The 23,337-nt window shown below is 39.1% G+C and carries 20 protein-coding genes and 1 pseudogene; 8 read left to right on the forward strand and 13 right to left on the reverse strand.

The genetic code is table 11. The features are described 5' to 3' along the window. Position 1: 1 nt before the first annotated feature. Positions 2 to 745, reverse strand: a complete 744-nt coding sequence (locus tag ACIQCE_RS04155) for an MBL fold metallo-hydrolase (RefSeq protein WP_400493843.1) — start codon at positions 743 to 745, stop codon at positions 2 to 4. Between the two features lie 157 nt (positions 746 to 902). On the opposite strand from ACIQCE_RS04155, the gene yhfH reads away from it, so the two are divergent. Together yhfH and ACIQCE_RS04165 are read left to right on the forward strand one after the other, a co-directional pair. Then, positions 903 to 1,040 (forward strand): protein YhfH, encoded by a 138-nt coding sequence (gene yhfH, locus ACIQCE_RS04160; RefSeq protein ID WP_400493708.1) that lies wholly within the window; start codon positions 903 to 905, stop codon positions 1,038 to 1,040. 340 nt (positions 1,041 to 1,380) lie between these two features. After that, positions 1,381 to 2,670: a glutamate/proton symporter GltT gene (locus ACIQCE_RS04165; protein ID WP_400493709.1), complete on the forward strand. Its 1,290-nt coding sequence runs from the start codon at positions 1,381 to 1,383 to the stop codon at positions 2,668 to 2,670. Between the two features lie 32 nt (positions 2,671 to 2,702). Here the strand turns inward: ACIQCE_RS04165 and ACIQCE_RS04170 are convergent, their stop codons facing one another. The 7 genes from ACIQCE_RS04170 to ACIQCE_RS04200 form a co-directional block, all read right to left on the reverse strand. Next, positions 2,703 to 3,752, reverse strand: coding sequence for a M42 family metallopeptidase (locus ACIQCE_RS04170; RefSeq protein WP_400493710.1), 1,050 nt, complete (start codon positions 3,750 to 3,752; stop codon positions 2,703 to 2,705). Between the two features lie 148 nt (positions 3,753 to 3,900). After that, complete coding sequence (locus ACIQCE_RS04175) at positions 3,901 to 6,210, reverse strand: YhgE/Pip family protein (RefSeq protein ID WP_400493711.1); 2,310 nt, start codon at positions 6,208 to 6,210, stop codon at positions 3,901 to 3,903. Between the two features lie 62 nt (positions 6,211 to 6,272). Then, entirely contained in the window at positions 6,273 to 6,851 is a 579-nt protein-coding gene (locus tag ACIQCE_RS04180; RefSeq protein WP_400493712.1) for a TetR/AcrR family transcriptional regulator, read from the reverse strand. A 177-nt stretch (positions 6,852 to 7,028) separates the two neighbouring features. Beyond that, the gene (gene hemY / locus ACIQCE_RS04185) at positions 7,029 to 8,441 is read right to left on the reverse strand and encodes a protoporphyrinogen oxidase (RefSeq protein ID WP_400493713.1); all 1,413 of its coding nucleotides are present in this window, start codon (positions 8,439 to 8,441) and stop codon (positions 7,029 to 7,031) included. A gap of 14 nt (positions 8,442 to 8,455) precedes the next feature. Beyond that, positions 8,456 to 9,403 carry a ferrochelatase gene (gene hemH / locus ACIQCE_RS04190; RefSeq protein ID WP_400493714.1) on the reverse strand — a complete coding sequence of 316 codons (948 nt, stop codon included), beginning with the start codon at positions 9,401 to 9,403 and terminating at the stop codon, positions 8,456 to 8,458. Positions 9,404 to 9,434: 31 nt separating this feature from the next. After that, positions 9,435 to 10,493: a uroporphyrinogen decarboxylase gene (hemE, locus tag ACIQCE_RS04195; protein ID WP_400493715.1), complete on the reverse strand. Its 1,059-nt coding sequence runs from the start codon at positions 10,491 to 10,493 to the stop codon at positions 9,435 to 9,437. A 123-nt stretch (positions 10,494 to 10,616) separates the two neighbouring features. Further along, positions 10,617 to 12,752 (reverse strand): transglycosylase domain-containing protein, encoded by a 2,136-nt coding sequence (locus tag ACIQCE_RS04200; RefSeq protein WP_400493716.1) that lies wholly within the window; start codon positions 12,750 to 12,752, stop codon positions 10,617 to 10,619. A 127-nt stretch (positions 12,753 to 12,879) separates the two neighbouring features. On the opposite strand from ACIQCE_RS04200, the gene ACIQCE_RS04205 reads away from it, so the two are divergent. Beyond that, positions 12,880 to 13,365 carry an antibiotic biosynthesis monooxygenase family protein gene (locus ACIQCE_RS04205; RefSeq protein ID WP_400493717.1) on the forward strand — a complete coding sequence of 162 codons (486 nt, stop codon included), beginning with the start codon at positions 12,880 to 12,882 and terminating at the stop codon, positions 13,363 to 13,365. A 78-nt stretch (positions 13,366 to 13,443) separates the two neighbouring features. Here ACIQCE_RS04205 and ACIQCE_RS04210 read toward each other — a convergent pair whose 3' ends face one another. Continuing rightward, entirely contained in the window at positions 13,444 to 13,725 is a 282-nt protein-coding gene (locus ACIQCE_RS04210) for a hypothetical protein (protein WP_400493718.1), read from the reverse strand. 145 nt (positions 13,726 to 13,870) lie between these two features. Here ACIQCE_RS04210 and ACIQCE_RS04215 point away from each other — a divergent pair, with 145 nt between their 5' ends. Continuing rightward, on the forward strand, positions 13,871 to 15,058 hold the full coding sequence (locus ACIQCE_RS04215; protein ID WP_400493719.1) for a M20 family metallopeptidase: 1,188 nt from the start codon (positions 13,871 to 13,873) through the stop codon (positions 15,056 to 15,058). 159 nt (positions 15,059 to 15,217) lie between these two features. On the opposite strand, the pseudogene ACIQCE_RS04220 reads toward ACIQCE_RS04215, so the two are convergent. Further along, a pseudogene (locus ACIQCE_RS04220) lies at positions 15,218 to 15,409 on the reverse strand (IS5/IS1182 family transposase); the annotation flags it as partial. A 623-nt stretch (positions 15,410 to 16,032) separates the two neighbouring features. Here ACIQCE_RS04220 and ACIQCE_RS04225 point away from each other — a divergent pair. Further along, positions 16,033 to 17,505, forward strand: a complete 1,473-nt coding sequence (locus ACIQCE_RS04225; protein ID WP_400493720.1) for a ribonuclease YeeF family protein — start codon at positions 16,033 to 16,035, stop codon at positions 17,503 to 17,505. A 64-nt stretch (positions 17,506 to 17,569) separates the two neighbouring features. Next, positions 17,570 to 17,959, forward strand: coding sequence for an SMI1/KNR4 family protein (locus tag ACIQCE_RS04230; RefSeq protein ID WP_400493721.1), 390 nt, complete (start codon positions 17,570 to 17,572; stop codon positions 17,957 to 17,959). Between the two features lie 454 nt (positions 17,960 to 18,413). Here the strand turns inward: ACIQCE_RS04230 and ACIQCE_RS04235 are convergent, their stop codons facing one another. From ACIQCE_RS04235 to ACIQCE_RS04245, 3 genes are read right to left on the reverse strand one after another with little or no spacing between them, the layout of a single operon-like run. Then, positions 18,414 to 19,139: an EcsC family protein gene (locus ACIQCE_RS04235; protein WP_400493722.1), complete on the reverse strand. Its 726-nt coding sequence runs from the start codon at positions 19,137 to 19,139 to the stop codon at positions 18,414 to 18,416. Positions 19,140 to 19,190: 51 nt separating this feature from the next. After that, entirely contained in the window at positions 19,191 to 20,411 is a 1,221-nt protein-coding gene (locus ACIQCE_RS04240) for an ABC transporter permease (protein WP_400493723.1), read from the reverse strand. After that, the gene (locus ACIQCE_RS04245; protein WP_400493844.1) at positions 20,404 to 21,144 is read right to left on the reverse strand and encodes an ABC transporter ATP-binding protein; all 741 of its coding nucleotides are present in this window, start codon (positions 21,142 to 21,144) and stop codon (positions 20,404 to 20,406) included. Before ACIQCE_RS04245 ends, ACIQCE_RS04240 begins: the two co-directional genes overlap by 8 nt. 485 nt (positions 21,145 to 21,629) lie before the next feature. On the opposite strand from ACIQCE_RS04245, the gene ACIQCE_RS04250 reads away from it, so the two are divergent. Together ACIQCE_RS04250 and serC are read left to right on the forward strand one after the other, a co-directional pair. Then, positions 21,630 to 22,058 (forward strand): HIT family protein, encoded by a 429-nt coding sequence (locus ACIQCE_RS04250; RefSeq protein ID WP_400493724.1) that lies wholly within the window; start codon positions 21,630 to 21,632, stop codon positions 22,056 to 22,058. A gap of 169 nt (positions 22,059 to 22,227) precedes the next feature. After that, the gene (gene serC, locus ACIQCE_RS04255) at positions 22,228 to 23,307 is read left to right on the forward strand and encodes a 3-phosphoserine/phosphohydroxythreonine transaminase (protein WP_400493725.1); all 1,080 of its coding nucleotides are present in this window, start codon (positions 22,228 to 22,230) and stop codon (positions 23,305 to 23,307) included. The last annotated feature ends 30 nt before the right edge of the window (positions 23,308 to 23,337 follow it).

The raw sequence follows: 23,337 nt of genomic DNA on the forward strand, positions 1-23,337 counted from the left end.
TTTATCTTCCTTCCTTGTTCCATCTAAGCCCCGTATGAGCAAGCTGTATATTGCCAGTATATAATGCCTTTGCTTCATTGACTAGGTCTTTATGCCGCCCGAAATGAGGTAGATGCGTGATGAACAATTCACCTACGTTTGCTTCATTTGCAATCTTTCCAACTTCAGTGCTATTCATATGCCCCGCGCTTGATCCGTCTTGTCCAGCGTAGAAATTGCTTTCAGCAATCAGAAGGTCTGCGTCCTTGGCAAATGGAATAAAAGCGTCCTGATAGCTTGAATCCGCTGTATATACCACAACAGCATCACCTGCTTTCATTCTCATGGCATAGCATTCTACCGGATGAACCGTTTTCAAAAAGTCGATGTGAAATGGACCAATTTGAATGCCTTCTGCTGGATGATAAGGCACAGCCTTTGTATGTACATTATCATGAAGCCTATCAAACGCTTCTTGATCACCAAGATGTCCATAGATCGAAAGCGGACCGCTGCTTTTTCCTAAATGATAACCCACTAATTTTGCGTATTGAAGAGGTCCGATATCTGCAATATGGTCATGATGATAATGTGAGAGGATGACAGCATCTAGTTCTTCAAGATCAATGTATTGTTGTAGTTTTGAAAGCACACCACTCCCACAATCTACAAGCATCCGAAAACCATCTGATTCAAACAAATAACCTGACGTGGCTTCACCAGCTGCTGGAAACCCTCCGTAACATCCAATAACGGTTAATTTCATCGTCATTTTTACCTCCTTTTTCTTAAACTTCCCTCATTACAATATACCCATTTTTCATCAAAAAAGCATTCTTTTTGCCCTTTGTTACAAAACAGATTGACAATAATAAATCTGTTATAATACAATGATAACAACAAAAAGTATTGGAGGATGTCAAATGCTAGGAAAAATCACTGAGTTTTTTAGAAATTTGCCCTCGAAGAAATGCACAAAATGTGGAAATGAATTAACGGAACAGCACGAGTGTTATGGTAATGAATGTGAGGAATGCTCACAAGTAAGTTATCTTAAATAAGGAAGTAACTTGAATAAAAAAGCACTTTTTTCCTCCGTCTACAGTTGGAGTCAAAAGTGCTTTTTATTTTTTCTGAAAAATAGGTAAAAAGGTAAAATCCTTGATACAGAAGGGTTTTTTAGTATTTTCATAGGGTGAATTTTAGGTCTAAAGTCATTTTTTATTGACTTAAGTGAATGAAGGGGATTCGAAATGTTCATTTTTTCAAATAATTTTGTATTTTCTTAATAAAATTTAATCGTGGACGAACCTCTTTAGATTTAGTTATACTTTAATTCATATACTAAAACTTAAGTATGATGGGAATATTCCCTTAATGAATATGTCAGGGAGGAAATCTATGAAAAAATTAAAATTTGGATTAGCTACTCAAATCCTAATCGGTCTTATTCTCGGTGTCGTTGTTGGTGCGATCTTTTTCGGTAATCCAGGTGTTGAGACATTCTTAAAACCTATTGGTGACTTCTTCTTAAGACTCATTAAGATGATCGTCATACCGATTGTTGTTTCTAGCTTAATTTTAGGTGTTGCAGGTGCCGGTGATGGTAAAAAAGTAGGGAAGCTTGGCTTTAGAACCATTCTTTACTTTGAAATCATCACAACGTTTGCGATTATCCTTGGTCTTGTACTCGCTAACTTTGTTCAACCTGGAGCGGGCGTTGACTTTGGTCATGCTGAAAAACAAGATATTAGTCAATACGTTGAGACAGAAAAAGAGCAAAGCAACAAATCTTTTGCTGATACGTTCCTTCATATCGTTCCAACGAACTTCTTCCAGTCACTGGCGGAAGGTGATTTGCTTGCTATTATTTTCTTCACTGTGCTATTTGGACTTGGGGTTTCCGCCGTTGGGGAACGAGGCAAACCGGTATTAGCCTTCTTTGAAGGTGTATCACACGCCATGTTCCATGTCGTAAATATCGTGATGAAAGCCGCGCCATTTGGTGTTTTTGCGCTCATTGGTGTAACAGTCTCAAAGTTTGGTCTTGGATCACTTATTTCTCTTGGTAAGCTTGTAGGTCTTGTTTATTTTACGCTTATCTTCTTCCTTATCGTTGTATTCGGAATCATCGGAAAGATGATTGGCGTCAATATCTTCAGATTTCTCGCTTACATGAAAGATGAAATGCTTCTTGCCTTTAGTACATCCAGTTCCGAAACCGTTTTACCAAGAGTGATGGATAAAATGGAACGTATCGGTTGTCCAAAAGGAATTGTATCTTTCGTCATCCCAATAGGCTATACATTTAATCTGGATGGTTCCGTCTTGTATCAAGCCATTGCTGCGCTTTTCCTCGCACAAGTATATGGCATTGACCTTACGATCGTACAGCAGTTAACGCTTGTTTTGGTGCTCATGGTCACATCAAAGGGAATGGCCGCTGTTCCTGGTACTTCCTTTGTTGTGTTGCTAGCGACATTAGGAACGATTGGTGTTCCTGCTGAAGGACTTGCTTTTATTGCTGGGGTTGACCGTATCATGGACATGGCCCGCACAGTTGTCAACTTAACAGGAAATGCACTTGCAGCTGTCGTGATGTCTAAATGGGAAGGGCAATATGATTCTGAAAAAGGACATCTTGTCATGACTGGACAAGATACTCCTGAACCAACTCGGCTTTCAATTTAATTAACAAGAACCCCATATGCTGGGGTTCTTTTTTATACTGTGATACATGCGGATTGTACATAATGATAAAGTAGATTTGCTGTATGGGTGAGCGAATCTTCATGTGTTCTTTCAAAAGCATGAGAGGAATCGATGCCGGGACCAATGAGCCCATGAATGATGTCATGCCCTGCTCTTATGGCTGCTGACGCATCAGAACCATAATAAGGGTATATATCAAGACGATAATCGATTTTGTTTTCTTCTGCTAATTTGGCTAAATGTTTGCGTAAACCGTAATGATAAGGACCACTTGAATCCTTTACACAAATAGATACACTGTATTCATCTGTTGATTGACCGTCTCCAATTGCCCCCATATCGACAGCTAAGTATTCAACAGTTTCTTCAGGGATATTCGAGTTTCCACCGTATCCAATTTCTTCATTATTCGAAATCAAGAAATGAGTCGTGTGTGGTAAAATGATGTTCTCTTTTTGAATACGATGCATCAATCGCAACAGTAAAGCCACGCTTGCCTTGTCATCTAGATGTCTTGATTTAATAAACCCAGAGGATGTCACTTCAAATCTCGGATTAAATGAGATAAAGTCCCCTACTTGAATACCAAGAGCTTTCACTTCGTTTGCACTTTGTACCTTTTCATCGAGACGAATCTCCATATTCTCTTGGTTCCGTTTTGCCTTTCCTGCATCCTCGTATACGTGAACAGAGGTTTGATGCATGAGAATGGTGCCGCGATATGTACGACCTGACACTGTTTCAATCTCACAATATTCACCTTCAATCGAGTTATATTGAAAGCCTCCAATTAATGCAAGACGAATTCGGCCATTCGATTTAATTTCTTTCACCATAGCCCCGAGCGTATCAACATGTGCGGTCAGCATACGGTGTTGTTGATCATCATTTCCTTTAATCGTTGCAATCAATCCGCCTTTTCGATTTCGTTTCGTCTCAATATTTAAATCATGTAAAAAGCGTTCGACAAAACCGATCACTTTTTCTGTATTTCCTGAAGGGCTTGGGATCGAAACGAGTTTTTGAATTAGCTGGATGGTCTCATTTAATTCAGTTGTCATAAGGTACTTCCTCCTTCGTCTGAAAACGATTCATCAATCAATGCCTTTTTCAAGCATCTCTTCTTAAAATATATCGCTTCGGGTTCCACATGTCCAACTTGCTTTCATAAAGAAAATCCTTTCTCTATGAAAGAGAAAGGATCATTGATTAAGCTTCGTCCTGTTTCATTTTTCGTACATTCCAAGCAAAGTATGCGGTTGTTGCCGCCATCATGATCACAGCAACTGTTCCAAGAATCGCTGCTTGATGCCACAGATAGCTATAATCGCCGCTTGCGATGATCGTTCTAAACCCATTAATCGTGTACGTCATCGGAAGCAAATTATGAATGATTTGGAAAAATTTTGGTACTAGCTCCACTGGGAATGTTCCAGCACTTGCTGCGAGCTGAAGAACCAATATAATGACGGCGATGAAGCGTCCAGGGTTCCCCATTGTTGTCGCAAGAAGCTGAATAATCGCTAGGAAGGTCAGGCTGACGATGATTGCAAAGAGATAGAAGCGCCAGAGGCTCTCAACCTCAAGACCAAGTCCAAAGATGAGCATGGAGCTTGCAATCACTGCCTGCAAAATGCCAACAAGCAAGAGTACACTATATTTGCTGGCAAACCATTCAAATGCATTTTTAGGGCGTCCAGAAGGCTCTTTCATTGGGAACACCACTGTGAGCATTAATGCACCTACAAATAGTCCCATTGATAAAATATACGGTGTAAGCCCTGTTCCGTAATTATCAATCTTTTTCGCTGTATCGTTTTCTGTTTTGACTGGGTTGGCAATCATATCATAATTATTCTGATCTGCATCAATGTCTCCCGTTTTATCTGCTGCACTTTTCAATTTATCGGACAGCTCGCCAGTACCACTCTTTAAGTCTCCCAACCCTTTATCAAGCGATTTTGAGCCTTCAGCAAGCTTAGATGTGTTGTTTTGAATACTAGCTGAACCACTTTCTAGTTTATTTAATGCTGCGTTAAGTTGACTTGAACCACTTGCAAGCTTATCTGCACCACTTTTCGCCGTCTGAAACTTACTGTTTGCAGTCTGCAAACCTTCTTGTAATGTACCTTGACCTGTTTGAAGTGTTAATGCACCTTGATACAGCTTATTCGTACCAGCTGTCATTTGATCAATCGCATCTTGTATCGCAACTGTCGAAGTGTAAAGCTGTTCCGTTTTCTCAGGCAACTGCTTTACTTGCTGTAATTGTGCTTTTGCTGAAGCAACGGCAGACTGAATTTCACTTGCATCAGGGAGTTGCTGCAGGGCCGTTAAGCTTTGCTTAAGCCCAGACAAGTCAGGCAGTTCGATTTCAGGCAGACTATCAAGTTGCTCCATTGCTGCTTTTTTCTCTTCATCTGTCATGGAACTGTTTTGAATAATGCTTTTTACTTTTGCATCACGATTAGACAGTGCTTCATTTAAATAGGCGAGCTTTGTATTGAATGTTTTTGCATCTTTTTTGATCTGATCGAGTTTTGGCGCCATCTTTTCAAGATTCGCTAATTCTGGTGAAGACAATACGTTTTCCACTGCTTCTATCTTCTCTGAGAATGACTGGGCTTTATTATTTAGCTGCTCAATGCCTGCTGTGAATTGTGGCATTTTGGACGCAAGTTGCTGATGCCCCTCAAGACTTGTGTTGAGTCCTTTGGTCAATGTATCGATTCCAGTGCCAAGCTCTCCGAATTTATTATCAATGGTTTGATAACCCGTTAAGAGTTGACCAAGCCCACTATCAAGAGATTGTATGCCAGTATTTAATTCGCCCAATTTTCCTGCGAACTGATGAACACCTTCACTATATGTTAAAGTTCCCTCGGCTAATTTCGCTAGATTGTCTTTTAACTTTTTACTTCCATTTTTTGCACTTTTTGTCCCGTCATCAATTTTTTTCGCACCATCGCTTGCTTGATCTAATCCTTTAGCAATTGTTTTGAAGTTATCAAAGATGACCTCCGCATAATTTTCTGTAACTTCCTTTGAAACCGAATCTTTTAATTTGATAATGGCATTATTCGCAATTTGTGATGCGGCATAGTTCGCGCCCGGATTCGTATAGTATTTTAAATTCGATTTTTTTGGATGTTTGTCTAAAACGGTACTCGCATTTTTTGAAAAATCTTTTGGTATTTCTACGATGAGATAATAATCCTCGTTATTTAATCCCTTGATCGCCTTTTCTTCACTATCAACAAAATGCCATTTGAAGTTATCATTTTTCTTTAATTCTTTGACTAAATCGTCACCAACCTGTAACGTTTTGCCATCATAGTGACTTCCCTCATCCAAATTGACCACTGCTACAGGCAATTGATCAACTGCCCCATATGGATCCCAGTATGCCTTTAGAAATACACCACTGTAGATCAGTGGAATAAATAGTACAGCTAAAATCGGGATCAGTAGCTTTTTGCTCGTCACAATGTCTTTCCATTGATTCCGAATTAAATTCATTGCTGTTTTCCTCCCTAGATGAATGACTAAATTTACAATATAGTCATTTGAACTCAAAAAAATTATGTTGTGGCAGAAAGTCCCTTTAGTACAAAAAGCTCTAAGGATTCAGCTACCTTTTCTTTCGATAAAGGTTCATATCTTTTTTCCCAATCAAAAATAAGTGCAATATATAATTTCACCATCACAAATGCAGTCAATTCAGGATCACAAGGCTTAATGTCGCCTTTTTCTATCGCTTCTTTTACTTTTGTTTTAATGTAGCGAATGATCATTTGCTCCATTTTCTCAATCATTTCCTTGACTGCTGACGTGCCGATCTCTGCATTTTCCTGAAAGATTTTAATTGTGAGCTGGTGGTTTTTTCGAAATTCCAATATTGCAAAGAGCGCTAAGTGAAGATTTTCAGAGAAGCTATTGTTCTCATCTATTGCCTCATCAGCAATTCTTCTCATCTCCTTTAAGAGGGATGTGAAAATTTCATCGAACAGCTCTTCTTTGTTTTTAAAAAAGGTATAAATGGTTCCTTTTCCGACGTTTGCAAGCTTTGCCACAAGATCCATCGTTGTCGCTTTATAACCAAACTGAGTAAAAGCTTTGGTTGCCCCATCTAAAATCATTTGTCTCCTGTCAACACTCATGATCTCACTCCCAAATTGACTATTTGAACGTTTTGGTCATTAAGTACAGAAAGTAATATACCATGATCCTTTCCTAAAAAGCAACTATTAGATCACATTTATTATTCACTTCTTTTTTCTAAACATACGAACATCAAAAATCTCCCTTTCCAATCATCGAAAAGGGAGATTAACTAATTATGAAAATAAGTAAGATACGGCTTCTGTGCTGGCGGCTTTTCCTTGATCAATACAATCAGGAATCCCAACTCCTTCAAAAGCAGCACCTGTGATATAAATACCAGGATATGATTGCTTAAACGTTTCACGCATATTCGAAATCTGCTGTTGGTGCCCAACGTGATATTGCGGCATACTTGTCTTCCATCGCGTCACCGTTGTGAGTTCAGGGTCAGCTTTAATATCCATGATTTTCTTTAAATCTTCCAGCACAATGCTAACGATTTGACTGTCTGACTGCTCGACAATGGATTCGTCGCCTGCTTTCCCTACATACGCACGCAATAACGTTTTTCCTTTAGGAGCTGTATGCGGCCATTTTTTATTCGTCCATGTACATGCTGTAATAGAAAAATCACTATTTCTTGAAATCACAAAACCTGTTCCATCATATTCATTATGAACATCCTCTTCTTTAAAGCCTAATGCAACGGTGGCTACAGAAGTAGACGTCATGTCATGCAAATACTGAAGCCCAGCTTCTTTTGGAAACATGGAGTAGATGGATTTGTGCGGAGTTGTCACAATGGCTGAATCCGCATAGAGCGTTTGACCGCTGTCTAATTGAATATGATAACCCCCGCTTGTTTTTTCAATGCGCGTGACTTTTGTTCCTTTATAAATAGTCGTACGCTTTAGCTTGCTTTCTACTGCTTCAACAAGCGTCTGTAACCCTTGATTAATGGTTTGGAACTGACCTTGCTTTTTCGCTGTCACTTGTTGCGCTTTCGCATGATGTTGAGACTTTTTCATTCCTAAAATCAAGCTGCGGTGCTTTTGTTCTGTTTCATAGAATTGTGGGAATGTCGACATTAAACTTAGACGGTCAATATCACCTGCGTAAATACCTGATAGGAGCGGTTCGATTAAATTCTCGACCACTTCATCTCCCACACGCCTTCTAAAAAATTCACCAAGCGACTGGTCTTCTGTCTGTTTGCTCTTTGGCAGAACAAAATCCATAGCAGCTCTGGCTTTTCCTGCTACTGAAAATAGACCTGTTGTGATAAAAGGGCTAATTTGGGTTGGAATTCCCATGACAGCACCTTTTGGCATTGGATGAAGCGTTTCATTCACTAGAACATACGCCTGCCCTGTCTCATTATTGACAAGCTGATCGGACAGACCGACATCCTTCGCCAACTGCGGTCCACTGACTTTTCTTTCTAGAAAAGAATCTGGTCCGCGTTCAATAATATAGCCGTCTTTATATAGTGTTTGAATTTTCCCACCTAGCCTAGGACTCGCTTCAATAAGAGATATTTGAATAGGAAGTCCTTTTTCTTGGACTTCTTTTTCCAAATAGAAAGCGGCGGCCAAACCAGTGATGCCACCGCCAATGATGACAAGGTGTTTTTGAATGTCATGCATATGATCGCCTTCTTTTATATAGTTACTTGCTTTTCCTTGAGCTTCTTCAAAACGACTGTTGCCAGTGCATCAATAAATGCAGGTTTTGCATTTGGCATTTCTGGACGATAGTAGGAAGCACCAATTTCATCTGTCACGACTTTACATTCATAATCATTGTCGTATAACACTTCAAGATGATCTGCTACAAAGCCAACAGGTACATAGACAAACGTTTTATAGCCTTTTTGTTCAAATAAATCACGCGTTAAATCTTGTACATCTGGACCAAGCCATGGATCAGGCGTATTTCCTTCACTTTGCCAGCCAATTTCATAATGTTCAATACCAGCGCCTTCTGCAATCATTTTTGCAGATTCAGCTAATTGATCAGGATATGGATCCCCTGCAGCAATAATTTTTTCAGGCAGACTATGAGCAGAAACAATCAATACTGCCGATTCTCTTTCTTCCTGACTCATAGATGCATAAGTGTTTTTGACTTGTTCCACCCAATAGTTAACAAACTTCGGCTCATCATACCAACTTTCAACAGATATAATCTTCAGGTTGCCGAGCTTTTCTGCTTCATCTTGCGCACGTTTATTATAAGACTTCACACTAAATGTGGAGAAATGAGGCGCTAGTACAATACTGACCGCTTCTGTTATGCCATCTTGATGCATTTGCGTCACAGCATCCTCAATGAAAGGTTCAATATGTTTTAAACCAATGTATACGTGAAATTCAATGTTATCTTGGATTTCATTTAGACGTTCACATAAACCGTTTGCCTGCTGTTCTGTGATTTTGGATAAAGGAGAAATTCCGCCGATTGCTCGGTAGCGATCTTTTAAATCTTGCAACATGTCTGGTTCCGGCTTTCTACCTCTACGGATATGTGTATAATAACGCTCAATGTCTTCTTCTTTATATGGGGTGCCATATGCCATGACAAGAAGTCCCATTTTCTTTTTCTCCACAACCAACACTCCTTCAGATCATAAAAATAGTTTAGATGGATCGCCTTTTTTGATTAGCAGAATAGTCATGAATAAAATCTGTCAGCTTCTTTAACGTTTCTGGGGAAACATCAGGAAAAACACCATGACCTAGATTAAATAAGAAGTAATCTGTTTTCATGCCCTGATCTAAAATGTCTTTCGCTCTTTCTTCAATCACTTTCCAAGGAGCAAGTAAGATAGATGGATCAAGGTTCCCTTGCAATGTTTTTGTTAAGCCCTCTTTTCGCGCTTCGTCTACACTCATGCGCCAATCAAGTCCAATGACATCCAGCGGCAGATCATGCCAATCTTTTGCAAGATGACTAGCTCCAACTCCATACATAATCATTGGTACGTTCTCAGACTTAAGTTCAGTAAAGATACGCTGCATCACAGGCTTAATAAATGTCCGATAATCTGCTGCATTTAAAGCGCCAACCCAAGAGTCGAAGATTTGAAATGCACTTATCCCCGCTTTCACCTGTGCCCGAATATACGTAATTGTCATATCAGCTAATTTGTTCATTAATAACATCCAAGTATCTGGATTACTGTACATGAGCGCCTTCGTTTTATGATAATTTTTTGATGGACCGCCTTCAATCATATAGCTTGCCATCGTGAATGGAGCACCTGCAAAACCAATGAGCGGAACACTCAGTTGCTCCGTCGTTAAAAGCTTGATCGTCTCGAGCACATACGGCACATCCTCCTCAGGATGAAGCTCTCCTAGACGTTCAATATCTGCCCTTGTTCGAATTGGCGAATCAATAACAGGTCCAATTCCATTTTTAATTTCCACATCCACTCCGATAGACGGAAGCGGGGTCATAATATCTTTATATAAAATAGCGGCATCTACACCATATTGTTCTACAGGAAGTCTTGTCACATAAGCACATAGCTCTGGCTGGTGGGTAATTTCAAATAACCCGTACTTTTCTTTAAGAGCACGATATTCAGGTTGTGAGCGCCCTGCCTGTCTCATATACCAAACAGGTACATATTCTGTTTTTTCCCCTTTGCACGCCTTTAAGAACGTATCATTAAAAGCCTTCGTTTTTCCCATTACCTTTCATTCCACCTTTCGCCTCACGCTCTCTTGCACAAGGCTCAAACACTGCTTTTACTATACCGCTTTTTCAAGGTACGGTATACTAAAGCGGCTCAATGTTCAAAAAATCGCCGAATATTAACGTCCAAAAGCCTCTGGCTTCACATAAGGGCTGCCTTCGCCTTCTTCTTTCGTCTGGGTATTGTACGGGACGACCTTATACTCCGCATCTGAAAACACATTCGCATACGGCATAGTGTAGCTGTTTGTGCCAGTTACTGTGTCAATCAGCGCCTCTCTTCCATTTCTCTTTTCGTAAATTCGATATTCAACCCGTTTATCCTCTTGATCATCCCAAGACAATTCTAAAGTAAACAACCCTTTTATTTTAAACGTGTAACTGGCTTCAAATCCTGATAGTGCTTCTAAACGAATAGGTGATTGCAAATCTTTTATGCCCTCTGGCTTTTCAAACGTCTCTTGAGTCACTCCTGCTGTTGTTAAAATATCTTTGAAAAGCTGTACTGGATACTGACTGCCTCCTGTTAAGTAGTGGCTGTCATCTGTTTTGTCATACCCCATCCAGATCGCTCCAGTTGTACTAGGTGTGTACCCAGCAAACCATGCATCTTTTGTTGCACCTTTCACACCTGAATATGTCGTCGTCCCAGTCTTCCCTGCTAAATCTCCAGCATAAGAGCCGCTTTGAGCTGTCCCACCTTTCACGACTTGCTGAAGCATTCTCGTCATATTCCATGCATTTTGGACACTAAACACACGCTCTGGCTTGTTTTGATTCTTTTCAAGTGTGTCTCCTTCATCATTTTCTATTTTCGTAATGAAGAAAGGTTTTTGATATACTCCCTCATTTGCAAATGTATGAAAAGCGCCAGCAACCTGAAGAGGTGAAACCCCTTTTTCTAAGCCGCCAAGTGCAATCGCGAGTCCATTATCCGATATATCAATCCCCATTTTTTCAAGATACGATTTAGAAGTGTCAATTCCAAGTTGATTTAGCGTCCATACAGCAGCAGTATTTTTACTTTTCATGAGCGCATCAACCATCGTCACTTGTCCTTCATACTGCCCATCGTAATTCTTTGGCGAATAGCCGTCATAGCTTTTTTCTTTATCTTCAAGCAGTGAATAAGGCTTAAACTTTTTCTCTTGCATCGCTGGACCATAAACCGCAATTGGTTTAAAAACAGATCCAGGCTGTCTGACGGCTGTCACTCTGTTATAACCTCCCGCATGATATTCTCGTCCCCCAACGGCTGCTTTTACACCACCTGTTACATTATCAATAAACACTGCGCTGCTTTCGGGTGAACCGCTTTTTCCCGGGAAATAATGATTGTTTTTCATCGCATTATAAGCAACTTTTTGTAAATTCATATCAATCGGTACAGTAATGGTATAGCCACCTTGAAGCAATTGTTCATGGGAAATTGCATACTCGGATTCCGCTTCTTTAATAATGAGATCAACATAGCTGTCTACCCAAGGTGTTTCTGATTTCTTTTTTACATGAATACCGAGTGTTCTGCCTTTTGCTTCAACTGTTTCTGAAGATGACAAATAACCTTGTTCATTCATTAAATTCAAGATTGTATCTCGTCTTTGTTTATTTTTATCAGGATGTAGTACTGGTGAGTAAGTGGAAGGTGCTTTAGGCATAGCTGCAAGACTGGCTCCCTCACTTACGGTCAAATCCTTTACATCTTTATTAAAGTAATAGTTTGCAGCCGCCTGAATGCCATATACGCCATGACCGAAGTAGAGCTGATTGAGATACATTTCAAGAAGTTTATCCTTTGAATAATCTCTTTCTAAATTAATCGCAATAATGACTTCTTTTGTTTTTCTAAGAAAGGTTTTATCATGTGTGAGAAAAATATTTTTTGCGAGCTGCTGGGTAATGGTACTGCCGCCCTCTATTTTTCCTCCAGCTAATATATCTCGATAAATCGCCCTTGAAATGGATTGAGCATCAATTCCGTGATGCTCATAAAAACGCTTGTCCTCTACAGCAACAAAAGCCTTTGCCACTTTATCAGGAACTTCCTTTAATGACACAGGATCCCGATTTTCTGAATACATACTTGTGATTTCTTTTCCATTCTGATCAATGATTTTTGATGAAGCGTGAAAAACGAGCTTCTTCTCATCTATAACATAATGTCCTAAAAATAAAATGGTCAGATAGCCAATAAATGAAAGCACGAGGGTACTTCCTGCAATGACTAATGGAATGATTATCTTCTTTTTTTTCAAATTAGGTCACCTCATTCCTTTATAAGGATAGTATGGGATGGATTGCTTCATAATATGTTTTATGGATTGACTACCAAAGAATTATATATCATTCTTTTGTTATACTATCAAGCAGGAGGCGGTTTAGTTGAATTTCTATATCACATATGGAACAGCAGACTTTTTGCACAAAATCGCAAAGAAACATCACCTAGAAAAGTTGCTTTATATGGTTGGTAAAGACCAAGCAGCGCTCTTTCATGAAACAGATGGAGAGACTGTGTTTAAAGCCCCGCATTCATATGATGTGATTTATGCAAAAGGCGAGCTCGTCCAATCTGGTTTCGTCACCTTGCATCATATCCCCGTTAAGCTTGAAAGTAGAACACTTTTTGAATCGACCTATCAGAAAAAAACGAAGATCTCTGAACATCAGCGAGGCTTTCAGGCACTTCGTGTTTTAAGACCGCAGAAGGATGAAGCAGTATATATTATTTTAACGCTTTGGGAATCTGAGGACCTGTTTCAGGACTTTCACGAGTCTGAGGCTTTCTTTCAGCCACATGAAGATACAGGCTCTATCTTCTCTCGCCCTGCCTATCTCACATCCTATCATGCCGTAACAGAAAATTAAGGAAGTGCTGCTATGCACTTCCCTTTTTCATATAAAAAAAGCCCAATGGAATGATCTTGGGCTCTCCGTTTATTGTCTTCATTTAAGCTCGTACCGGTGCATGAGTGGCTGCACCACATAAAAGTTTAGTAAAATCCATCCTAATAAAATAGGCCACTTTATGATCGGTATGGCGCCTTTGAGCTGAATCAGCATAAAAATAAGTGGAATGAAACAAATCGTGAAGAATCCAATCTTCGAGGCAAACGTCTCTTTGATTCGATGCTTACAGTTTGGGCACACCATCATTCTTGTATGAGATAAATGAAATTTCTCTACAAAAGAAAATACTTTTGAACAATTTGGACAACTTCCCAACACCTTTCCCCCTTTGCATAGCTTCATTTTCAACCTTCGACCTTTATGTAAAATGACCTCTTCATTATTACAATTCAACCCCTTCTGTTGAAAGATTCTAACAATTCCCATACAATCAGAAAAAGAGCATGAAGGAGGTTTTCATTCAATGACAAAATCCACTTTACAAAAAAGTATTTATGAACGTCTTGATGAACAATATGAGGAAATGGTTGAAATTAGACGCTTTCTTCATATGAATCCAGAGCTTTCTTTTCAAGAAGTGGAAACAGCCGCTTTCATTGCAAGCTACTATGAGACATTAAACATTCCTACACGTACTCATGTTGGCGGTCATGGCGTATTAGCATTTATTGAAGGAGCGTCACCTGGACCAACGATTGCACTTAGAGCTGATTTTGATGCGCTCCCAATTCAAGATGAAAAAGACGTGCCATATCGCTCAACAAAACCCGGTGTGATGCACGCATGCGGTCATGATGGACACACAGCGACACTTCTTGTATTAGCTAAAATATTACATGCGCATCGTGATCAATTAAAAGGGAAAATCGTGCTTATTCATCAACATGCTGAAGAGTATGCACCCGGCGGAGCTAAACCGATGATTGAAGACGGTTGCTTAGAGGGTGTTGATGTCATATTCGGCACCCATCTTTGGTCATCAGAACCTTGTGGCACCATTCTATATAAAAGTGGAAACTTCATGGCAGCAGCTGACCGCTTTTCTATTCAAGTGCAAGGAAAAGGAGGACACGGGGCACAGCCTCATCTCACAAAAGATGCTATTTTAATTGGCTCACAAATTGTCGCAAACCTGCAGCAGGTCGTTGCCCGTAAAGTCAATCCAATTGAATCAGCAGTTGTGTCTGTTGGTAGTTTTGTCGCTGAAAATGCCTTTAATGTCATTGCAGATTCAGCCGTTTTGACCGGGACTGCGCGATCCTTTGATGAAAGTGCAAGAATAACGATCGAACGTGAAATTGAACAGGTGGTGAAAGGTGTTTGTCAAATGAGCGATGCCTCTTATACATATGAATATGTGAGAGGATATCCCGCTGTCAAAAATCATCCAAAACCAACTGAATATATTGCTGAAATAGCGAAACATACAGAGGGTGTCACAGGAGTAAAAGAAGCGGAAACCCAAATGGGAGGCGAAGACTTTGCTTACTACCTTCAGCATGTGACCGGTACATTCTTTTACACAGGAGCCATGCCAGAAAACAGTAACCATATGTATCCGCATCATCATCCTAAATTTGATATCAACGAAAAGGCAATGCCTGTCGCTGCAAAAGTACTTGCGAATGCTGTACTTTCCTATGATGCATAAAAGAAAAGGACACTTACAGATAAATGGATCATCTTGTAGAGAAACGCATGTTTTTCTACAAGCTTTTTTATTTTTAAAGTATGTATGATGAATGAAATAGATTAAAAAAGGCTTCCCACTCACCTGCCTAACTCTGCTAGTGGCAAACTTCTTCATTGCGCTAACATTTTGTTTTCTCCTTAACCGGCCGTAACGAAGCCCATAAAGTTGTTTTGAATTTGCAAAGCTCTTTTCCAGAGGCAGACCAGACAAGGGATTTTGTCTGACCTTTTCTTTAAAATCCTCCCATACTTGTCTTGAAATGATCTTTTGATGATTTTTGGGTCCTGTACAGTTTTCAAGGAAAGGACACAGTGCGAAAGAGATATTGATCTAAAACATTTTCACCACAAGTGAATAGAAGTAATTTAGCACCTCCACCTGAATGGCCAGGTAAAAGCTAGGCACAATTATAATTAAAGAGAAAGACGGTCCGCAGTTTCCAATGGGTAACCAATATATAGGAGGAGAACAGTGTTATATAACGAAGCTAGAGACTTGATAAAACTGTAAAATTAAAAAAAGAAGCTGAAATGTAAAAATTAAACTATATCTATAAAGAAACAGAACTAATGATCGAATTGCTAAATGATATCCCCACTTATCCAAGAGTGATTGTCGATACTTGGAACTATAATAGCGAACTTTGTAAACAACTCTAAGATTTATATGAGGTATATAAGAAGCTAGGCTAACTGTAAGGAAAAGGAAAGATAGATTGGAGAAAAAATACTAATCCACGATCTTTTAAATTATAAATTGAAAAAGCAAGCAATGTTTAACCGTTCGACAGAGAGATCATATGAGTGCTGTTTTTATATCTTTCTCCCTATTTAATGACAATCTTTGCATTGGTAAAATTGTCCTTATCAATGAATAGGAGGGAGTGATTTCTTCTGGGGAAAATACTTGATGCCAAAGCACTAACAAGCGCTATGGAAGAAAGAGCCAAGCACTATCAAGAACTCCGTGAACAAATGATAGATTTAAAAAAGGCATTACAAGGTGTGGCGAATCTAGGTGATGATTTCACGGGAAAAGGTGCCGACAATATTAAAAGTTTTTATCAAGAACTAGCTGGAAATGTGGACATGCTTACTAGCTTTATAGATAAACAAAAAGCCTTCCATGAAGGTGTTGCGGGTACACTTGAAGATGCCAATCTTGGCGGTGATACTTTTATTGATGAACACTTTTTAGAAAATCAGGTAGAGATGGGGTTAAAAAACGCCAAAAGTATTGTATCTGATCAAAAGAAGGCTCTGGAAACCATTTTTCAGGACATAGATGATCTCATCTCTCTTGATGTGTTTGATGATCAAATCTTTGATGAAAAGATAACGGATACCGAAGACGAACGGAAGAAGACCGTAAAAGAATTAAACGAATTAGACCAACACCTAAAAGATGAATATGCTTTGTCAGAGACTGAAGAGCAGGCTACAATGGCATTGTACGCCGAAATGATGAATGCGACAAATGACGGAAAAACCATTTCACCGATCAATTTTGATAAGAAAGCGTATCAAAATAGTGAAATCTACAAGGCAAAAAGCGATATTGAAAAGCAAACTTCTGAATATCTCAAAATCAAAAAAGAACAAGAAGAAGCCCGCAAGATTGCGAAAGAACAGGAAGCCCTCGCCAACCGTCCTTGGTATGAAAAAGCACTTGATGATGGCGGTATGCTTTTGAATGAACTGACCGGAGTGAATGACGCCAAACGAGCCGCAACGGGTATTGATCCAATAACAGGCGAAAAGCTCACCGCAGGACAGCGAGTCGCGGCAGGCGGAATGGCAGCGGCAGGCTACATCCCAATCGTCGGCTGGGCGGGGCGCATTTTCAAAGGCGGGAAAGCGATCTACAAAACCACCCAAGCCACATCAGCCGCAATCAGGGCGATTGACATTTACAAAACGTCGCAAAAGTCCTTTGACGTCTTAAAAACCTCGCAAAAAGGCTTATATGGCCTCACCGCAACAAACGGCTTCAGCGAAGCGATTACAGGTAGAGACATGTTTGGAAATAAAATCTCGAAAGAACAACAGGAAGCGAGTATGAATGCGGCGCTGGGGATGCTTTTGCCGTTTGGGGCGAAAGGGTTTCATGGGAAGATGGGGGTTAAGGATGCGGGTAAGTTTACTAAGGAAAATGGGGGTGCAAGTGCTATCGACTTTATATCAAGCCATTCACAAAAGCATATGTATGATTCTGACACAATCTCCACACCCAAGAAAACTCAGTATGGTAAAGATATAGATGTATATGAATTGAGAAGAGATACTATGTTAAACCCAGATAGTGTTCAATATGATGATATAAAAAATACGTTAGCATATAAAAAGAATTATCATTTTAATATAAGCACTCCAGATACTCCAACGGGACAGCACCGAGTTTTTTAAACCTGAACAATCCGAGTAAACATTCGCAATTTCCTTATTATAAAAAGAAGGTGGATGAGGAAGCATGTATAAGAAAATAGAAGAAATATTAAATATTAAATTTCCAATTGATTATGTTGAAATTTTTAATAAGAAACTACATGAGTTTACTTCGCTATACCTTCCTGATGATAAAGAAATAGTAAAAATTAAAGAGTATTGTTCTTTAGATAATGAGCGAAGCGAAAATTATTTACCAAATGTATATTTCAGAGAGAAAAATATACTTTTAGATGATTTAATCCCATTTGCAATTACAGAATACGATGACTACATTTGTTTTTACTTTAATAATGGACGAAAACAAGAACCGGCTATAGCATTCTTTAGTTATGATCTAGCGTACGAGGATAGAGAAGAGGCTGTATTTCAAATTGCAGATAATTTTAGAGAGTTTCTTGATTTACTAAGGTGAGATACTTGTTTTTTGAAGATAGTGCATTCCTTTTTGCACGTTTTATGATTAAAATTTTAATGTTAAAAACTAACTTGGTATATCAATCAAAAACTCATGATGTAACGTGATAAGACTCATATGACGATAGAAAATATTTTTTCTAAAATTTTCATATTATTCCACACGATTTTCTTCAAGTTGAAACTCGTACCCACCGGCACTACTAGAAAGTGATACGCACTTTTAGAGCATTTTTTTAAATAATTATCTTATCATTAAAGATAAAAAAGAAGTAGAAGATTTTTAGCATACCTTGAAAAAACTAAAATGAATACAAAAAAGATATTATTACATTTTTTTACAAAAAAGTATAAATAATCCTTCTAAGAAAGTTTATTTCGAATGGAAAGGGTGCCTACTAAAGGCACTCAACTTGTAGAGAAACTCATGTTTCTTCTACAAGCTGAGCCACTTACGGATAAGTGGCTTTTTCTATGTTTTGTTTGAAGACTCTTACATGAAAAACATGGCGTGCGACATCCCCAAGGTGTCCAGTAAGCTGATGATTCGCCACTCCGCCAACAGCGGCACCAACAACAGGCATACATTGAAACAGCTTCACAAGATCAATATCATCGCGATATTCTTGCTGAAAGCTGTACCAATCCATCTCCTCCCGGCTAGTGTCCCAATCGTCAATGACCTTCATCATTTTTTTACGATGTGCACTGCTTGAGAAGGCTAGTTGAAAGATACACAGCAAGAAAAGCCTTTCCTCTTTTTGAGATAAGTCAAAGCCGTATATACATGCCAGCTCATAAAGGCATTTCATTTTAATGCTCAGTAATAGTGCAAAATCCGCCATTCCAAGGAATAGTCCGCCTGCACCAGTCCCAATTCCTTCGATGGTCGCTGTTTTTTGATAATACTTCACCTTCTCCTTTGCCAGCTCATTTCTCTCAAGGATGGATAAATGCTCGTCGACCACTGAAAATGAAGTGAAATGAGTACCTGACACCGTAGATTCAACGATTGTTTTCATCGCACTTGTGATGACTTGATGAAATTTGGCGGGAATTCGGCGATTCACTTGCTGCTGAACTCCTTTTGAGAACCGTTCCAACTTTGAAGGTTTTCTTAAAAATCGTGTTTGAAAAAGAAACGCCTCTTCATACAATTGACGTTCAGCTAAATTCACGTCATCCCCCCCTTCATTTCATCATACGCCATTTCAATCACACATTGCCCATTATCTCATTTTTTTCAATCGGCTTTGTACGTATGGTTTGAATAAAACGAGAACAAATGTGAATGAAACAAGAAGGGCAAGTCCACTTCCCTTCAACCCTCCTGCTGGCAACAATGCTAAGCTAAGCAGAATAGATTGAATAATGAGCACATTACGAACAAGGGCAAAAAAGCTTTGCTCCTTTTCTTTCTGAGAGACTGGATAAAGTGCTTGTAATGATAGATGGGCAAAGTGCTTCGTTAAAGGGACAAGCTGCACGCCCGTAATAAATACTGTGAATAAAACAAGTGCAGATCCGACCCATTCTGTCACACCTGTATACAATATAATCAAAACAAACACGACAGTTAATCTAAACACAAGGCCAAAATAGTCATTTGAACGAATAAACGCTCTCACGTACATGTAAGAAAATGTTTTGCGTTGATTATATGGAACGAACTTGAACAACCAGTCCATATAAATCCTTCTTTTGACTTGCTTCTTTAAATGCGGCACATCTGTGAATAGATTCGCCAATCGATAAAAGCGTTGCTTCCGCTTTAATTCATCAGAAATATGCAATTCCCATTGAAAAGGCTGCTTTTTCACAGCATTTGTTAAATAAATGAGGTAAACCGCATAAATGATATAAACAACGATTGTAATAGCATAAGCTGCCTGTAAAATGGTATAAACAAGAACCGTATTCAGTATAAAACGAAACCCCACATCAAGCCATCTAACATGTTTTCCTTGAAAGTATGTGATCCTCCACTGAATGGCTGTATTCAAGCCCTTTAAAATGAGCATTTGCGCCAAAATCAGTATATAAAACACTAGATCTCCTGTAGTCACAGCAGAATAAAGAGGAAGCGCAACAATTGATACGGCAATCAAAGGAAATAGCTGTGAGATGAAGCTAAAGTTGAATGCCTGTTTTAAATAGGGCTCCATCTTCGCTTCAAGAGGGAGTAAAAAGACCAAGTCTGCCTCTTTAATCAGTGTTCTAACATAGGAGCTTGTCAAGACAAAAGAGAAAACAATTGCCATCACCCAAAATGACGGAAACTGAGAAGGAATTTCCTTTAGCCACCCGCTATACCAGCTCGCCCCGCCTGCAAGGAAAAAAATGAGCACAATCACAAGATGATCATTGAACATGTATTTTAAATATTTTCTTGTTTCTTGTACGTGTTCTTTTAATCGTGATTTCCAAATGGATTGTGTCGTTTTATTCATAGCTTTCTTCCTTTGTTAATTCTAAATAAAGATCATCAAGTGTCGCATCTCTCATGTTGAACTGCTCTCTTAACTCTGCCAATGTGCCTTTTGCTCTAATTTCACCTTCGTGCAAAATAATAAAGGAATCACAGTAACGCTCAGCTGTCGCCAATATATGCGTCGACATGAGCACACTAGCACCGTTTTTCTTAGCAGCATTCATACGCTCTAAAAGTGCATTAATTGCAAGAGGATCCAGACCTAAAAACGGTTCATCAATGATATATAACTCTGGTTCAACTAAGAATGCACACATAATCATGACCTTCTGCTTCATTCCTTTTGAAAAGTGTGCAGGGAACCATTTCAGTCGTTTTTCCATACGAAATTCTTTTAACAATGGCGGCAGACGTTTTTCTAATTGTTCCTTTGAAAGGCCATATGCCATCGCTGTCAGCTCTAAATGCTCTTTTAACGTTAACTCTTCATATAAGATAGGCGTTTCTGGAATATATGTAAATTGCGAACGATATGCCTCTTGATCTTCCTGGAGTGTACGGCCGTTCAGTTCAATCGAACCTTTGTGAGGTTTCATTAACCCGATGATATGACGAATGGTTGTACTTTTTCCCGCTCCATTTAAGCCAATAAGACCTACGATTTGATTTCTTTCTAATTCAAAAGAGATATTTTTGAGAACGGGATTCTTCGTATATCCACCCGTTACGTCTTTCACAGTTAAAAGGGACATCATTTCGTTCCTTTCTTTCTTTTTTTCTTTATAGTACCAAAAACAAAAGATAATTTGAAATGTTTACCTAACCATAATCCATGAATAAAAAATAGGTGCACTGGTCATCATAATCTATGTAGAAGAAATAAGCTTGATGACCAATATGAAAATGAGGTGTTTGTCAAAGGCAAAGAACCGCATAACAAGTTGGTTTTTCATCTAAAAACCTTAGCTTCTGTTTTGCTTCACTGATTCTTGATTTTTGTGTCCTATACAACCTGTATATGACAAACCAAACGTCAAATGAGGTGTTTACGGCAGAAATAGCAGGCGTATGAGCATTTTATTCTAGTGAATAAAGTGTTCAAAAGGCATGACGTATGAATCCATCAGCATTTCTTCTACAGGAGCAGGATGAGCGACCAAAGGAGTTCGCTTGTCCTGTTTTCTTTTTTGTCACTTTTTGTGATACGATAAAGGAAAACAATGAGGAGTGACATTGCGTGAGCGACTGCATTTTTTGCAAAATTATTAATGGAGACATCCCGTGTGCAAATGTATATGAAGACGAGCATGTATTGGCTTTTCTCGATATTAGTCAAGTGACAAAAGGACATACCCTTGTCATCCCGAAAATACATAAAGACAACATTTATGAGATGACACCAGATGTATCCGATCATTACTTCCAAGCCATTCCGAGGATTGCAAGAGCCATCAAACAAGAATTTGAACCCATTGGGTTAAACCTTCTCAATAACAATGGTGAAAAAGCAGGGCAATCTGTCTTCCATTACCATATGCATATCATTCCACGCTACGGCAAAGGTGATGGCTTTGGTGCTGTTTGGAAATCACACCAAGATCAATACACTTCAGAGGAGTTAGCAGACATTTCTACTGCTATCCACAAGCGGCTTACCTCATCTTAATTGATGAGGTTTTTCTTTTTCAACATCCTTTACCTAGAAAAACCCCTTCCCTTCACGCAAATATTAAGATATTTGTGATGATTCGAATTTTTTCTCCAAATCCCTCAAATTTGTGATAGGATGGTCTTATCTTTTGATCCATTAACGCGAGAAATAGGGAGAGATTGTGATGAAGCGAACGACAAATTTTAATGCTGGGCCGGCGGCATTGCCGCTTGAAGTGCTTCAAAAAGCACAAGAAGAACTTGTTGATTTTCAACAAACCGGAATGTCTGTGATGGAGCTTTCTCATCGTAGCACTGAATATGAAGAAGTACACAATAAAGCGAAAGCGCTTTTGATAGAACTCATGGAGATTCCAGAAGATTATGAAGTTCTCTTTTTACAAGGCGGGGCAAGTCTTCAATTTGCGATGGTTCCAATGAACTTCTTACATGAAGGTGAGACAGCTCATTTCATTCAAACTGGTGCTTGGTCAGAAAAAGCACTTTCAGAAGCAAAAGGGTTTGGTCAGACTTCTGTATTTGCATCAAGTGAAGATGACAATTATTCGTATATTCCAAAAGTGGATACATCAGCTCTTACAGATGGCGCATATTTGCATATCACATCGAATAATACGATTTTCGGCACTCAGTGGAAAACGTTCCCAACAACTTCTTTACCGCTCATTGCTGATATGTCCAGCGATATTCTAAGTAAAAGAATAAACGTTTCTTCATTTGATTTCATTTATGCTGGGGCTCAAAAAAATCTAGGCCCTTCTGGCATTACGATTGTCATCGTACGCAAAAGTTTATTAGAAAAAGAAAAAAGCAGCACACCAAAAATATTAACATATTCAACACATGTGAAAGCCAATTCTCTTTATCACACACCACCAACTTTTGCGATTTATATGCTGTCCCTCGTCCTAGAACATGTAAAAGAGACTGGCGGCGTTGAAGCAGCCGAGAAACGCAATGAACAAAAGGCGACTATTCTATATGATACGATTGATCAAAGTGGCGGTTTTTACAAAGGACATGCTCGTATAGACAGCCGTTCTCACATGAATGTCACTTTTACCCTCCGAGATGATGCACTGACAAAATCATTTGTAGAGAAAGCAAAACAAGAAAAGATGGTTGGACTTGCCGGACATCGATCAGTCGGCGGATGTAGAGCTTCCATTTACAATGCGGTTTCCATTGAAGACTGCCAAAAGCTTGCGGACTTTATGAAAAAGTTTCAGCAAGAAAATGAGTAAAAAGGCTTTTCTAACCCGAAATAAATTTGT

The organism is Bacillus sp. NPDC093026 (assembly GCF_044754665.1).
Classification (GTDB): Bacteria; Bacillota; Bacilli; order Bacillales; family Bacillaceae; genus Bacillus; species Bacillus maqinnsis.